Genomic DNA, 14,452 nt, shown 5'->3' with positions numbered 1-14,452 from the left:
AGGACGAGGGCGGTCCATGGATGAGCGGAGGGGAAGCCCCTCCGCGCTCCTATTTCACCACCGGGATCACCCAGGGGGTCACATATTGCTGCACGACCACCAGCGCGCTGAGGAACAGGGTGAGGACGATCGAATGGCTGAAGGTGCGCGAGAACACCAGGCCTTCCTTGTTGATCAGCCCGGTCACGGTGCAACCGGTGACGATGTTTTGCGGCGACACCATCTTGCCCATCACGCCGCCGGACGAATTGGTGGCGGCGAACAGGACGGGGTTGAGGTCGAGCTGACGGGCGGCGACCACCTGCAAATTGCCGAACAAGGCGTTGCCTGACGTGTCCGAGCCCGAGAGCATCACGGCCACCCAGCCCAGGAAGGGGGAGAGCAGCACGAAGAACCATCCCGTCGAGGCGACGCCGTTGCCGAGCGTATAGGCCATGCCGGAATAGTTCATCAGATAGGCGAGGCCGATGATGAAGGTCACGGTGATGACCGCCACCCAGCTCTGCTTGGCGGTCGTGCCGATACAGCGGAAGAAGTCGGCGGGCGACAGACGCACGATCAAAGCGGTGATGATCGTCGCCAGCAGAATGGCCGTGCCGGTGCCGAGCGGCTGGAAGGTCCAGACAGCGGCGTAGGGCTTGGCGTTATACAGCGTGATCGAGATCATATTGTGCAGGCCGGGCCAGTTGACCTTGTTCTGGCCGATGTTGGCCACGCCGAAATGCGTCCAGGCGATGACGAGGCCGGAGACGATCAGCCAGGGCAGCCAGCCCTGCCACAGCGGCACGCCCGGCGCCGTGTCGGCGCGGCTTTCGGCTTCGAAGGCTTCGCGGGAAATGGCGAATTCCGGATCGGGACGGGGCTTCCACACCAGCAGGAACAGCAGCGTGCCGCCGAGCGAGCCGAGCGAGGCCAGCACGTCGGTGAGCGCATAATCGAGCCAGTTGGAGGCGACGAATTGCGAGAAGGCGAAGCAGCCGCCGGAGACCAGCAGCACCGGCCACAGCGCCTTGATCGAGCGCCAGCCGCCATAGACCGCCATGACATAGAAGGGCAGGATCAGCGCGAGAACGGGCAACTGGCGGCCGATCATGGCGCCGAGCGCCGGCGCCGGCAGGCCGGTCACCGCGCCGAGCACGGTCACGGGAACGCCGAGCGCGCCGAACGCCACGGGCGCGGTGTTGAAGATCAGCACGAACACCAGGGCTTCCAGAGGCGGAAAGCCGCACAGGATCAGCAGTGACGAGGTGATGGCGACGGGCGTGCCGAAGCCGGACACGCCTTCGAGCAGCGCGCCGAAGCAAAAGCCGATCACCACCAGCACGATGCGGCGGTCATTGGGCAAATGCTCGATCACCCAGGCGCGAAACGCGTCGAACCGCCCCGATTTGACCGCGACATTGTAAAGCAGCAGCGCGTTGACCACGATCCACATCACCGGCCACAGCGCGAACACGGCGCCGTTGAGCACGGAATTGACCGCGAGTTCGGTCGGCACCTTCCAGACGTAAATGGCGAGCGCGAGGCCGGCGATCAGGCCGAGACCGGCGGCCTGCCAGGCGGGACGGCGCAGGATGCCGAGCATGACGAGCACCACCACGACCGGAATGGTCGCGGCGGCGAAGGACAGCGCAAGGCTGCCCCCCACGGGCGTGAGCAATTGTGCGAACATGTTTCCTCCCCGGGAACGGAGCGCCAGCTTGCGAGTTGTTGACCACGCGCATAGCTGGTATGTTTAATTTACCACTCTCGCATATTGGATCGGTCATGCTTTGGCAATAGTTCCTTGGACCGATCTTTTGTGCGGTGATAGAATGAGGTTCGATTCTCCTTCTCGCTGCATGGCCATGGAACCCGTCAGAAACCTCAAACTCTCAGACGCCATCGCCGACCACCTCGAGCAATTGATCCTCGAGGGCGCCCTGCGGCCGGGCGAACGGCTGGCCGCGGAGCGTGAACTGGCGGAAAAGCTGGAAGTTTCGCGACCATCACTGCGCGAAGCCCTGGAAAAGCTGCAAAGGCGCGGGCTGATCGAGACCAATCGCAGCGGCACATGCGTCACCCAGTTCATGGCGCCGCTGACCGAACCGCTGGCGGCGATGATGCAGGCCAATGACCAGGCCCTGCTCGACTATCTCGAATATCGCGGCCTGGTCGAAGGCGAGGCCGCCCGCCTCGCCGCTTTGCGCGCCACCGAACCGGAGCGCGAGGCGCTGAAAGCCTGCCTCGACAAGATGCGCGCCGCCCACGAGAAGGACGACCCCAGCGACGAGGCCGAGGCCGACGCAGATTTGCACATGCTGATCTACGAAGGCTCTCACAATCTCGTGATGCTGCACATCATGCGCGCCTTCGCCGACATGCTGCGCCATGGCGTCTTCTACAACCGCCACCAGCTCTACACCCACCCCGGCGCCCGCGACGATCTTTTGCAACAACACCTCGCCATCGGCGAAGCCGTTTTGGCGCGCGATCCCGAGCGGGCGCAGGAGGCGGCGTCCCGGCATATGGAATCGACAGCGGCGACCCTGCGCGCCATCCGCGACGAACAGACCCGCGTCGCCCGGGCGCTGCGCCGCATGGGCCGCTCGGAATTCGTCGCGCCGTAATCTCTGGTCATTTTAATTGACCACCGACGCCTGTTGCGATAAAAGTGACAAAAATCGGCCGATCGCGCGTTGTTTTTGCGTGCGACAACGACAGGCGAAAAAATGACAAACAGGGGAGGAGCGCGGCAAGCCGCGCCAAAGGTGGGTCTGTTCGCGACCTGCCTCGTCGACATGCTCAGGCCCAACATCGGCTTTTCCGCGCTCGAGCTTTTGCGCGCGGCCGGCTGCGATGTGCAGATACCCAGCGCGCAGACCTGTTGCGGCCAGCCGGCCTATAACAGCGGCGACGATGGCTCCGCGAAAAAACTTGCGCGGCAGGTGATCGATCTGTTCGAGGATTTTGATTATCTGGTCGCGCCTTCCGGCTCTTGCGCGTCGATGATCCGCACCTATCCCGAGCTGTTCAAGGACGACCCCGCCCTCGCCCTGCGCGCCCAAAAACTCGCGGACAAGACGTTCGAACTGCTCAGCTTCCTTGTCGATGTGCGCGGCTTCAGGCCGAGCGGGGTTTCGTGCAAGGCGAGCGCGACCTATCACGACACCTGTTCGGGCCTGCGCGGCCTCGGCATCAAGACCCAGCCGCGCGCGCTGCTCGCCGCGGTGCAGGGGCTGGAGATGCGCCCGCTCGAGGGCGACGAGACCTGCTGCGGCTTCGGCGGCACGTTCTGCATGAAATATTCGGAAATTTCCGACGCCATTGTCGCGGAAAAGGCGGCCAATATCCAGGCGAGCGGCGCCGACCTGCTGCTTGGCGGCGATCTCGGCTGCCTGCTCAATATGGCGGGCAAGCTGCGCCGCTCCGGCGCGACCACCCGCGTCTTCCACGCCGCCGAATTGTTGGCGGGCCGCGCCATCCACGCCATCGGCGAGGAAAAGCCATGAACGCGCCGGTGGGGACTTTCAAGGAGCGGGCGAAAAAAGCGCTCGGCGATTCCAATCTGCGCGTCGCGCTCGACCGCACCACCGGCAATGCGCGAACCAAGCGCGCCGCGGCGGTCGCCGCCTGGCCGGAGTTCGACGAGGCGCGCAAACAGGCGGCGGCGCTCAAGGATCACGCGCTCGACAATTTCGCCTATTACCTCGAACAATTCGAGCGCAATGCGCTCGCGTCGGGCGCGAAAATCCATTGGGCGCGCGACGCGAAGGAAGCTTGCGCCGCCGTCATCGACATCTGCCGGCAGGCGAGCGCGAAAACGGCGACGCGCTCCAAAAGCATGCTGGGCGAGGAGATCGGCCTGCCACACGCGCTCGCCGAAGCGGGCATCCGCCGCGTAGAAACAGATTTGGCCGAGCACATCATCCAGCTCGCCGGCGAAACCCCGTCGCACATCATCTGGCCGGCGGCGCATCGCACCCGCGAAGACGTCTCAAAACTGTTCCAGAAACACCATCGCGACCATCTGCTGCTCACCGAGGTGGAAGCCATGGTCGCCTCGGCGCGCCATGAGCTGCGAAACGATTTTTTTGGCGCGGATGTCGGCATTTCCGGCGCGAATTATCTGGTCGCCGAAACCGGCGCGATCTGCACCATCACCAATGAGGGCAATGCCGAGCTGACGACGACGCCGCCGCGCGTCCACATCGTCACGGCGGGCATCGAAAAAATCGTCGCCACCACGGAGCACGCGCTGCAATTGACGCGGGTGCTGGTGCGCTCGGCCACCGGCGCCGACCTCACGCAATACACCACCTTCCATTGCGGCCCCAAGCGCGAGGGCGACCGCGACGGCCCCGAAGAGTTCCACATCGTGCTGGTCGACCATGGCCGCACGCAAATGCTGGAAGAAATGCCGGAAATGCTGCGCTGCGTGCGTTGCGGGGCCTGCCTCAACCATTGCGTGGTCTATCGCAAGATAGGAGGACACGCCTATGGCGGCGCCTATCCGGGACCGATGGGCTCGGCGCTCACCCCCGTGTTCGACGGGCTGGAAAACACGCGCGACCTGCCCCACGCCTGCACGATGAACGGGTTGTGCAAGGCGGTCTGTCCCGTGGACATTCCCCTGCCCACGTTGCTGCGCGATTGGCGCGCCAAGAGTTTTGAGGCCGGCTACGAGCCGCCCGGCGTCCAGCGCGCACTAAAAATCTGGGCATTCGTCGCGACCAAACCCAAACTCTACCGTTTGGCGCTCTCGATCGCGCTGCCGCTGCTGCGGCGGCTCGGCAAGGACGGTTGGATTTCCCGGCTGCCCTTCGCGCCGGCTTGGACCGACACGCGCGATTTCCCCACGCCGCCAAAGCAAACGTTTCTGGCGCAAGTCGCCTCGGGAGAGCATTGATGAACGCCCGCGACGCGATCTTTTCGGCTCTGCGCCGCCTGCGGCCCGAACATTTGCTCACCGACGCGCTGGAGACGCAGGCGCGGGAGCTGGCGGGGGCGATGAAAGCCTGCCTGCCGCCGCTGGAATTTTCCGATCTGGTCGAGAATTTTACCGCCCGGGTCACGGCGGACAAGGTGGGCGCGACCGTCGAGCGGCTTGCCGGTTGGAGCGCCCTGCCCGAAGCCGTCGCCCGCTACGCCGAGGCGCACGGCCTGGAAAAGGAGGCGGCGCTGCAACCCGATCCGCGCCTGACCGGCCTCGACTGGGGCGGCGTGCGCCCGGCCCCGCTCAAGCCGGACACGATGCTGGCGGTGGGCGCGGCGCGCGGCGGGATCGCCGAGACGGGATCGCTGGTGTTTCATTCCGGCCCGGACGCGCCGACGCTCTATAATTTCGAGCCGCTGCACCATATTGTCGCGCTGGAGGCGCGGAGCGTGGTGGCCCGGTTCGAGGATTACGCCGCAGCCGAAAAAGGCCAGCCGCAGCCGCGCAACGTGAATTTTATTACGGGCGCAAGCGGCACCACCGACATCGAAGGCGTGCTGGCCCGCGGCGCCCACGGGCCGCGACGCCTGCACATTGTTTTCATCGGATAAACAGCCCAATCAGGGCTCACCAAGGGAGCTGCGACCTTCCATAACGTTGCGTCATTCACGATGCTGTGATACCCGGGGTAATCGAATATTAAAATGATTGCCCGAGGCGCCCATGAGCACCGACCTGTCGAAATCCGACAACCAAAGCCCGACTTTTGTCAATTCGCATAAGATAACCACCGAATATAGCAGCGATGGATCAATCACCTTGGTCTCGACCGCTGCGGACGGTACGTTGGGGAACAACTCTGGAAACAGCTCGGGAAGCTGGATCCCGCGTTTTTCTCCTGATGGAACCAAAATCTCGTTCGAGTCGAACTCCTCGAATCTGGTCGCGGGAGACGCCAACAACGACCAGGATGTTTTCGTCAAGGATTTGAAGACGGGCGACATTGCACTCGTTTCCACCGCGAGCGATGGGTCGAAAGGGAATGGCGGCAGCAACGGCGGCGTCTTCTCTCCCGACGGGACCAAGATCGCGTTCAACTCCAGCGCGTCCAACCTTGTAGCGGGCGACACCAATGGCGTCACGGACCTTTTCATCAAGGATTTGACGACCGGCGCAACCACCCGCATATCCACCGCCTCCGATGGAGGGCAGGCGAACGATTCGACTTACGATCCGCCAGACTTTTCGTCGGACGGAACAAAGATCGTCTTCGATTCCGACGCCTCCAATCTCGTCGCCGGCGACACCAACAATGCCCCGGATGTTTTCCTCAAGGACTTGACGACCGGCGCGATCACCCGCGTCTCGACCGGCGCCGATGGATCGCAGTTGCCGGGCAGTTTCGGCCACTCCCTCTCTCCGGACGGAAGCAAAATCGCGTTCATCAGTTATGCCGGCGCGATAGATTATACCCATCCCTTCTGGTGGCTTAGCACGCCGTCACAAATCTTCGTCAAGGACCTCGCTACGGGCGAATTGACCTGCGTCTCGACATCCGCCGACGGGACACAGTCAAACGGCCGGTGTAGCGACGCCATATTCTCTCCGGACGGAACGAAGATCGCCTTCGGCTCCGACGCCACGAACCTGGTCGCAAACGACGCCAGCGGTTCCGACGATTTTTTCGTCAAGGATCTGGTCACCGGCGCGGTCACAATCGTGTCGTCCGCCGCCGACGGAACGCCAGCCAATAATTACATTGGAGAATACTGCATCTTCTCCCCGGATGGGACCAAGATCGCGTTCGACTCCGGCGCGTCCAATCTTGTCGAAGGCGACACCAACAATTCGTCGGACGTTTTTGTCAGGGATTTGACGACCGGCGCCATCACCCGCGTTTCGACGGGCGCTGACGGCGCGCAGGCAAATAACACCAGCTATGACCCATCATTTTCGCGGGATGGAAACAGCATCGCCTTCAACTCATACGCGTCCGATCTGGTCGCGGGCGACACCAACGCCACGTCGGACATTTTCGTCAAAACCTTCGCCAGTTCGGAGGCCGTCACATCGACCCTCACCGGCACAGTTCAGGACGACCCCACCAAGACGCACCTCACCACCGGCGGCCAGTTCCTGTTTGCGGACGCGGATCCCGCCGACACCCACTCGATCACGGTGACGGCGGGCGCCCACGCGCTCGGAACCCTAAATGCGACGCTGAAAAACGATTCGACCGGCAACCAGACCGGCAAGGTCGATTGGACCTACAACATTGATGAAAGCAAGGTCGCCGCGCTCCAGGGCGCGCCGGGGACCGACACGTTCGTGGTCACCGTGACGGACACAGCGGGCGGCGTCCTGACCGAAGAGATCACCGTCAACATCATCTGCTTCTATCCGGGAACATGGGTCGCAACCCCCATGGGCGAGGCCGCTGTCGAAACGCTCAAGGCCGGAGACCTGGTCATGACGTCGAGCGGCGAGGTCGCGCCGATCCGCTGGATGGGCCGGCAAACGGTGTCCACCCGCTTCGCCGATCCGGTGCGGGTCCTGCCCATTCGCATCAAGGCCGGCGCGCTGGGCGAGAACAGCCCCACACGCGATCTGCTTGTCTCGCCCGATCACGCGCTCATGCTCGGCGGCGTGCTGATCCACGCGGGCGCGCTGGTGAACGGCGCGACGATCACACGCGAACACGATGTTCCCCAGGTTTTCACCTATTGGCACATCGAACTCGCCGATCACGCGCTGATTCTCGCCGAAGGCGTCGCCGCCGAAACTTTTGTTGACAACGTCGACCGGCTCGCTTTCGACAATTGGCGGGAGCACGAAGCGGCTGGCGACCCGCCGCCGATGGCCGAGATGACTTTTCCGCGGGTGAAATCGGCGCGGCAGGTTCCAAGAGCCATTCGCGCGCTTCTGGATCGCCGCGCGGCGGCCATCGGTCTGGCGGCTTCAGAGGCCGCGTGAAACATAGGCCCCTGCGGTGAACTTCACCGCAGGGGCCCTGGATCGCTTCGGCCGCCGGCCGGGGACCGCATCAAAAATCGACGAAATGTCCCTGCGCGTTGAAGACGCGGTGACGGAGGTCGATGCCGAACGGACCGTCGGGGGTTTCCACTTCGATGTAGAACAAGGTTTCGGTCACGACCTGCGTCCGCAGGAACGCGACCGCCGCCTGGCGGCTGCCCGCCCGATAGACTTTTTTCGTCGCCATGAAGGCGGGGTCGATGGAATCCACGCCGAACGTGGTCAGCACATAGATGACCTCGTCCGGGGCGAGGGCGGGAAAAGGCTCCGGCGCAGGCTCCGGCTCGGAAAGCTCTTCCTCGTCTTCGGGCTCGGTCTCTTCGGCCTCGGGCTCTACGGTGGACGCCGCTTCGATCGGCTGTTGGGGCGGCGCAGGCTCGGAGTCCAAAACCTCCGGCGCCGCGGGCGCTGCTTCGGGGGCGCTGGCGGTCGACTGTTCAGGGGGCTCAGCGTCCTGTGCAATTGATTGCACGGCCTCCGGCGCGCTGGCGACCGGCTGTTCCGCCGCCTGAATCTCGCTTTCGGGCTTGGGCGCGCTTTCGGCCAAAACCGTTGCGCTGGCTGTGGATTTGGAGCCGCCGAACAATCTTGCGAAGAAACCCATGAGTCCGTTCCCTTGCGCCGTTTTTTTTGCGAGGCGTCCACTCCAGGACACTCAGAAGGACATGCGTCATTAATCCCGCCCCAAGCGGAGCGCAGAACCGCCCGAGTTTTCAACCAAGCAAGCGATTTGAATTCACGGGGATTGGCTGCGCATTGCTTTGCATCAACGCGCGTTGCGGGCCTCCAGCCGCCTCAAAGCGATCACCGCGATTTCATGGCGCGCGGCGCCGTTCTCGCGTCGATGCGGATCGAATGAGACGAAAATTCTCCGGATTCCGGCGGCGATTCGACCTCGTGCGGCGTCAAATCAGCCATCTCAGTATTTTTACGGAATTCGGCCGCCTTTATTCCGTGTCGCGCCCCTGGGGCTCGCGATAGCGCGTCCCCTCCGTCTTCGGGCTCTTGAGTTTCTTGCGTTGTCCCTGCTGCAGCATTTCGATCTGCACCTGCTGGATTTCAGACAGGCGCTGCCATTGCCGGGAGATCAGATAGTCGATCTTTTCGTGGAGATGGCGGATTTCCAGTTCCGCCTTGAGGTTGACGCGATAGTCGTTGAACGAGCGCTGGCGGTCCTTCTCCTCCTGGCGCTTCTGGCTCATCATGATCACCGGCGCCTGGATCGCGGCCAACGTCGACAGGACGAGGTTGAGCAGGATGAAGGGATAGGGATCGAAGGCGTCGCCCTTGACGATATTATAGGCCATCCACACCGCCAGGAACCCGGCGAAGGACAGCAAAAACTTCCAACTGCCGCCAAAGCTCGCGAGATGGTCGGAGAGGCGCTCGCCAAAAGTGCGATGCTCCTCGAAATCATCCTCGATGTTTTCGGCGATCGTGTCCTGGTTGGCGATGCTTTCGGCCACCTGCCGGTCGAGCTCGGAAAACTCGCCATGCTCCTGCTGCAAGAGCTCCTCGACATAGAGCATCTGGTAGCGCGCGAGTTCGCCCAGACTGATGCGGGCGTTTTCCGGGAGGTCCGGGTGGTCGCGCCGGATGCGTTCGGCGAGCGAGGGCCGCAGGCTGTCGATGCGCACCATCTGCCGCTTGCGATAGCGCCGCCCGCTGATCGCGGACGCCAGTTTTTTCACGCGCGGCTTGCCGCTGACGTCGGACTCCAATTCGAACGTCGGCTCGTCGGCCTCATGGTCGGCCGGATTCACGTCGAGCGGCAGAGTCTCAGGCGGCGCGGACATTGTCATCTCCGAAGCGAAGCGGCCGGTGGCGTTTCACGAACGCCTTGGGATCATCCGGGTTGCGCTTATCGGCTTGTGACGGCGCCGCCGCTGCGCTGTCAAGCGGTCTTGCGGCTCCAGATCCAGCAGGAGCCGCTCGGGTCGTTCGCGCCTTCGACAAACAGGCAGCCGGCCGGCGCGACGAACAGCTTGCAGGACCGGCAATCCCTGCCGTCGCCCGATGGCGCGTGGAAGCGCACCGCGGCCTGGGACAGCTTGACCCTGGCGCTGGCCGCGCCCGCCGGAAGCAGCGAACCGGCGGCCAAACCGCCGACGAGCAAAGTCCTTCGTGAAACCTTGGCATTGCCGGTGCGAGTGGTCATGGCGCCCTCCGTCGCGGAAAAAATAAAGCTGAGCCGTCTTGAGATGCGGGGGAACTCCAACACGACGGGCCTTGAGCGGAGCTGGTTTGCTCGAGGCGAGCGTCACGCGCCTCTCGCCCGCCAAATCCAGCATGTGCCCTCCGGCTCGATCGGCCCCTCGACGAAGGCGCAACTCGACGGCGCCACGAACAGCGCGCAGGAACGACAGGTCCTGTCGTCAGCGGACAATTTCTTAAATCGAACCGCGTCCTTCGACAGCTTGACGTGGGCGCTGGCTTCGCCGACGGGAAGCGCCGCCGCGCAACCGGCGGGCATTCCGCCGAGCAAGGCCCTGCGCGAAAAATGCGGATTTCTGGAATGAAATCGGGCCATAACGACCTCTCCAAACCAAATGTTCAAATCAGAATCGTTTCGAATGTATAGACAAGCATTAACCGAAACGGCGAAGGCCACAGCGGGGCTAATATAGGACTTTCATTTGAATTGTTTATGGCGTATTTGCGGCATACATAACATAAATTACAAAAATGTCGCAAATATTAGAAATGTATTTTAATGCCCTAAAAATTTCGCAGATCAGCGTCAATCGAAGCGCGCGGCCAGAGCGAGCGCCCGCCAGGCCCGCGCCGCATCGGAGAGATAGGCGCCTTTGCGCCAGACCAGGGCGAGGCGCCAGTCGACGCCGGGTTCGTCGAGCACCAGGCTGACCACGCCGCGCCGGGCGTGGCTTTCGACCAGCAGCCGGGGCAAAAAGGCCGCGCCGACGCCGGCCGCCGCCAACTCCACCAGAAAATCGATCTGACCGGAGCGCGCCGCCACCGCCGGCTCGAACCCCGCGCGATGGCAGGCGTTGATGATGACGCGGTTCTGCGCAAACCCGCTCTCGAACAGGATCAGCGGCGTCTCGCGCAGGTCGTTGATGCAGATGGTGTCGCGCCGCGCCAGCGGATGATCGGCGGCGACCAGGGTCATGAGGGGGTCGCGGCGGATTTCATGGGCCTCAAAATCCTCATCCACCGGCAGCAGCGAGGCGGCGAAATCGATTTCGCCGAGCCGCAGGATTTCCTCGAGCCGGGCGCTGCCCTGCTCGACCAGGCGAATGTCGATGCCCGGATAGGCTTTGCGAAACTGCGCGAACAGCGGCGCGAACAGGATGCCGCTGCCGACCGGCGGCAGGCCCAGCCGCAGCACGCCGCGCTTCAAGCCGCGCAACTCAGCGATTTCGGCCAGGAGATCGTCGCGCTCGGCGAGCAGGCGCAGCGCGCGGGCATAAACGGCTTCGCCGATCGGGGTCAGGCGGGGCTTTGGCGCGGGACGGTCGAGCAGCGGCGCGCCGACCTCGTCCTCGAGCGCGCGCACCGCCTTGCTGACCGTGGATTGCGTGGCGTTCAAAACCTTGCCCGCCGCGGTAAACCCGTTTTGGCGGATCACCTCGACAAAGGCGCGCAGGTTTTTGAGGTCCATGCCATTCTTCTATGGAATGGCTATCAGGAAATCAATTCATTTCCAGAATTGGAAACCGCGGCATAATCTGCCTACATTGATCCAGAACAATGCGGGGCAAACCCGCGCGTTTGGGGAGGAGGCGAAAGCCTTCCAGTAAAAAAATCGAGGGCCCCGACGCCGGAGGACCGTCTTCCGGACGCGGAGACTCATGTCCGGAGGCAAATCCATGGACCGCAACGAGGCCGCGCAGGAAACGCGGGAATGGCTGGAGTCGCTGAACTCCGTGCAGGAATTCGAGGGCGTCGAGCGCGTCGACGAGCTCTTGAACGAAGTGGTCGCCGAGGCGCGCAAGAATGGCGCGCAGCTGCCCTTTGCCTGGAACACGGCTTATATCAACACCATCCCGCCCGAAAACCAGCCCGACCATCCGGGCGTCCGCCCCATCGAGTCAAAAATCCGCGCCGCGATCCGCTGGAACGCCGCCGCGCTGGTGCTCAAGGCGAATAAAGTTTCCTCCGAACTCGGCGGCCACATCGCCTCCTTCCAGTCCGCCGCCACGCTTTACGATGTCGGCTTCATGCATTTTTGGCATGCGCCCTCGGAAAAACACGCCGGCGACCTGATTTTCATCCAGGGCCATTCCTCCCCCGGCATTTACGCCCGCGCCTTTCTCGAGGGGCGCATTTCCGAAGAGCAGATGCTGAATTTCCGCCAGGAGGTCGACGGCAAAGGCTTGTCGTCCTACCCGCACCCCTGGCTGATGCCGGATTTTTGGCAGTTTCCCACGGTGTCCATGGGCCTGGGCCCGCTGATGGCGATCTATCAGGCCCGCTTCCTGCGCTATCTCGAAGGGCGCGGCCTGATCCAGACGCAAGAGCGCAAAGTCTGGGCGTTCATGGGCGACGGCGAGATGGACGAGCCGGAATCGCTGGGCGCCATCTCTCTGGCGGGACGCGAAAAACTCGACAATCTGATCTTTGTCATTAATTGCAATCTGCAGCGCCTCGACGGCCCGGTGCGCGGCAATGGCAAGATCATCCAGGAGCTTGAAGCCGATTTCCGCGGCGCCGGCTGGAACGTCATCAAACTGGTGTGGGGCACGGGCTGGGACGAGCTTCTGGCCCGCGACTATTCCGGGCGGCTGCGCCAGTTGATGGAGGAATGCGTCGACGGCGAATACCAGGATTTCAAGTCGAAGAACGGCGCTTATATCCGCGAGAAATTCTTCGGCCGCTATCCCGAGACCGCCGCCATGGTCAAGGACTGGTCGGACGAGAAAATCTGGAAGCTGACCCGCGGCGGCCATGACTCGCGCAAAATTTTCGCCGCCTACAAGGCCGCTGTCGAGCACAAGGGCCAGCCGACGCTGATCCTCGCCAAAACCGTCAAAGGCTATGGCATGGGCTCGGCCGGCGAAGCGCAGATGATGGCGCATCAGGCGAAGAAAATGAATGTCGAGGCGCTGAAGCAATTCAGGGATCGCTTCAACATTCCCGTCGCCGACAGCGAGATCGAGCACCTGCCGCTGATCAAATTCCCGCCGGGCTCGGAAGAAGACAATTATCTGCACGATTGCCGGCAGGCGCTGGGCGGCTATCTGCCGGCGCGCCGGCGCCATTCGGAACCGCTGGAAATCCCGCCGCTCTCCGCCTTCGAGCTGCAGTTGAAAAGCACCGAAGGCCGCGAAATCTCCACCACCATGGCTTTTGTCCGCGTGCTCAACCATTTGTTGCGCGACAAGAACATCGGCAAGCGCATCGTGCCGATCGTGCCCGACGAATCCCGCACGTTTGGCATGGAGGGCATGTTCCGCCAGTACGGCATCTTTTCCCAGGTCGGCCAGCTCTACCGGCCGCAGGATGCCGACCAGCTCTCCTGGTACAAGGAGGACCGCTCCGGCCAGATGCTGCAGGAAGGCATCAACGAGGCCGGCGCCATGGCGAGCTGGATCGCGGCGGCGACCTCCTACGCCAATTCCAACACGCCGATGATCCCGTTCTACATCTATTACTCGATGTTCGGGTTCCAGCGCGTCCACGACCTCGCCTGGGCGGCGGGCGACATGCGCGCGCGCGGCTTTTTGCTCGGCGGCACCTCCGGGCGCACCACGCTCAACGGCGAAGGTCTCCAGCACGAGGACGGCCACAGCCACATCTTTTCGCAGACCATCCCGAACTGCGTCTCCTATGACGCGACGTTTTCCTATGAAGTCGCGGTCATCGTGCAGCGCGGCCTGCAACGCATGTATGCCGAAAACGAGGATGTCTATTTCTACCTGACCCTGCTCAACGAGAATTACGAGCACCCGGCCATGCCGGAAGGGGCGGAAGAGGGCATTATCAAGGGCGCCTATGTGTTCAAGCGCGCGCCCGAGGGCACGCCCAAGGAAAAGCGCATCACTTTGCTCGGCTCCGGCGCGATTCTGCGCGAAGTCATCGCCGGCGCCGCGCAATTGGAGCGCGATTTTGGCGTGCATGCCGACATTGTCGCGGTCACCAGTTTTTCGGAGCTGAAGCGCGAGGCCGATCATGTCGAGCGCTGGAACATGCTGCATCCGATGGAAGAGGCGCGCGTCCCCTACATCACGCAATTGCTGAACGCGCTGGGCGACAGCCCGGTGGTGGCCTCGACCGACTATATCCGCGCCTTCGCCGAGCAAATCCGCGCCTATGTGCCGGGCAAATACAAGGTTTTAGGCACCGATGGGTTCGGCCGCTCGGACTATCGGCGGAAATTGCGCAGCTTCTTCGAGGTCGACCGCAATTTCGTCGCCCTCGCCGGCCTGAAGGCGATGGCGGATTCGCAGCTGATCCCGAGCAAGCGGGTGGCCGAGGCCATCGATCTCTACCAGATCGATCCGGAAAAGCCCGATCCCACACGGGTTTGACGCCCTTAGCGTC

Annotated in this window: 11 protein-coding genes; 7 read left to right on the top strand and 4 right to left on the bottom strand. The window is 63.1% G+C overall.

The genetic code is table 11. The features are described 5' to 3' along the window. Window positions 1-49 precede the first annotated feature (49 nt). A complete protein-coding gene (locus M2320_RS02920) occupies window positions 50-1,672 on the bottom strand; it encodes an L-lactate permease (protein ID WP_184425707.1) in 1,623 nt (540 codons plus the stop codon). Between the two features lie 175 nt (window positions 1,673-1,847). Here M2320_RS02920 and M2320_RS02915 point away from each other — a divergent pair, with 175 nt between their 5' ends. The 5 genes from M2320_RS02915 (at window position 1,848) to M2320_RS02895 (ending at window position 7,888) form a co-directional block, all read left to right on the top strand. Next, window positions 1,848-2,609: a FadR/GntR family transcriptional regulator gene (locus M2320_RS02915; RefSeq protein ID WP_264596013.1), complete on the top strand. Its 762-nt coding sequence runs from the start codon at window positions 1,848-1,850 to the stop codon at window positions 2,607-2,609. A 102-nt stretch (window positions 2,610-2,711) separates the two neighbouring features. Continuing rightward, a complete protein-coding gene (locus M2320_RS02910; RefSeq protein WP_264596012.1) occupies window positions 2,712-3,491 on the top strand; it encodes a (Fe-S)-binding protein in 780 nt (259 codons plus the stop codon). Beyond that, complete coding sequence (locus M2320_RS02905) at window positions 3,488-4,888, top strand: lactate utilization protein B (protein WP_264596011.1); 1,401 nt, start codon at window positions 3,488-3,490, stop codon at window positions 4,886-4,888. Before M2320_RS02910 ends, M2320_RS02905 begins: the two co-directional genes overlap by 4 nt. Next, window positions 4,888-5,526, top strand: coding sequence for a LutC/YkgG family protein (locus tag M2320_RS02900; protein WP_264596010.1), 639 nt, complete (start codon window positions 4,888-4,890; stop codon window positions 5,524-5,526). Before M2320_RS02905 ends, M2320_RS02900 begins: the two co-directional genes overlap by 1 nt. Before the next feature lie 112 nt (window positions 5,527-5,638). Beyond that, window positions 5,639-7,888: a Hint domain-containing protein gene (locus M2320_RS02895; RefSeq protein WP_264596009.1), complete on the top strand. Its 2,250-nt coding sequence runs from the start codon at window positions 5,639-5,641 to the stop codon at window positions 7,886-7,888. A 70-nt stretch (window positions 7,889-7,958) separates the two neighbouring features. On the opposite strand, the gene M2320_RS02890 is transcribed toward M2320_RS02895, so the two are convergent. Both M2320_RS02890 and M2320_RS02885 read right to left on the bottom strand, forming a co-directional pair. Beyond that, window positions 7,959-8,552: a hypothetical protein gene (locus M2320_RS02890; protein ID WP_264596008.1), complete on the bottom strand. Its 594-nt coding sequence runs from the start codon at window positions 8,550-8,552 to the stop codon at window positions 7,959-7,961. Window positions 8,553-8,895: 343 nt separating this feature from the next. Next, window positions 8,896-9,744, bottom strand: coding sequence for a DUF1003 domain-containing protein (locus tag M2320_RS02885; RefSeq protein ID WP_264596007.1), 849 nt, complete (start codon window positions 9,742-9,744; stop codon window positions 8,896-8,898). A gap of 108 nt (window positions 9,745-9,852) precedes the next feature. On the opposite strand from M2320_RS02885, the gene M2320_RS02880 reads away from it, so the two are divergent. Continuing rightward, on the top strand, window positions 9,853-10,467 hold the full coding sequence (locus tag M2320_RS02880; protein WP_264596006.1) for a hypothetical protein: 615 nt from the start codon (window positions 9,853-9,855) through the stop codon (window positions 10,465-10,467). A 221-nt stretch (window positions 10,468-10,688) separates the two neighbouring features. On the opposite strand, the gene M2320_RS02875 is transcribed toward M2320_RS02880, so the two are convergent. Further along, window positions 10,689-11,570 (bottom strand): LysR family transcriptional regulator, encoded by an 882-nt coding sequence (locus M2320_RS02875; RefSeq protein WP_264596005.1) that lies wholly within the window; start codon window positions 11,568-11,570, stop codon window positions 10,689-10,691. A gap of 208 nt (window positions 11,571-11,778) precedes the next feature. Here M2320_RS02875 and aceE point away from each other — a divergent pair, with 208 nt between their 5' ends. Further along, window positions 11,779-14,439, top strand: coding sequence for a pyruvate dehydrogenase (acetyl-transferring), homodimeric type (aceE, locus tag M2320_RS02870; protein WP_264596004.1), 2,661 nt, complete (start codon window positions 11,779-11,781; stop codon window positions 14,437-14,439). Window positions 14,440-14,452 lie beyond the last annotated feature (13 nt).

Origin of the sequence: Rhodoblastus acidophilus (assembly GCF_025961575.1) — a bacterium.
Lineage (GTDB): Bacteria > Pseudomonadota > Alphaproteobacteria > Rhizobiales > Beijerinckiaceae > Rhodoblastus > Rhodoblastus acidophilus_C.
This window is presented reverse-complemented; position numbering and strand designations above follow the sequence as displayed.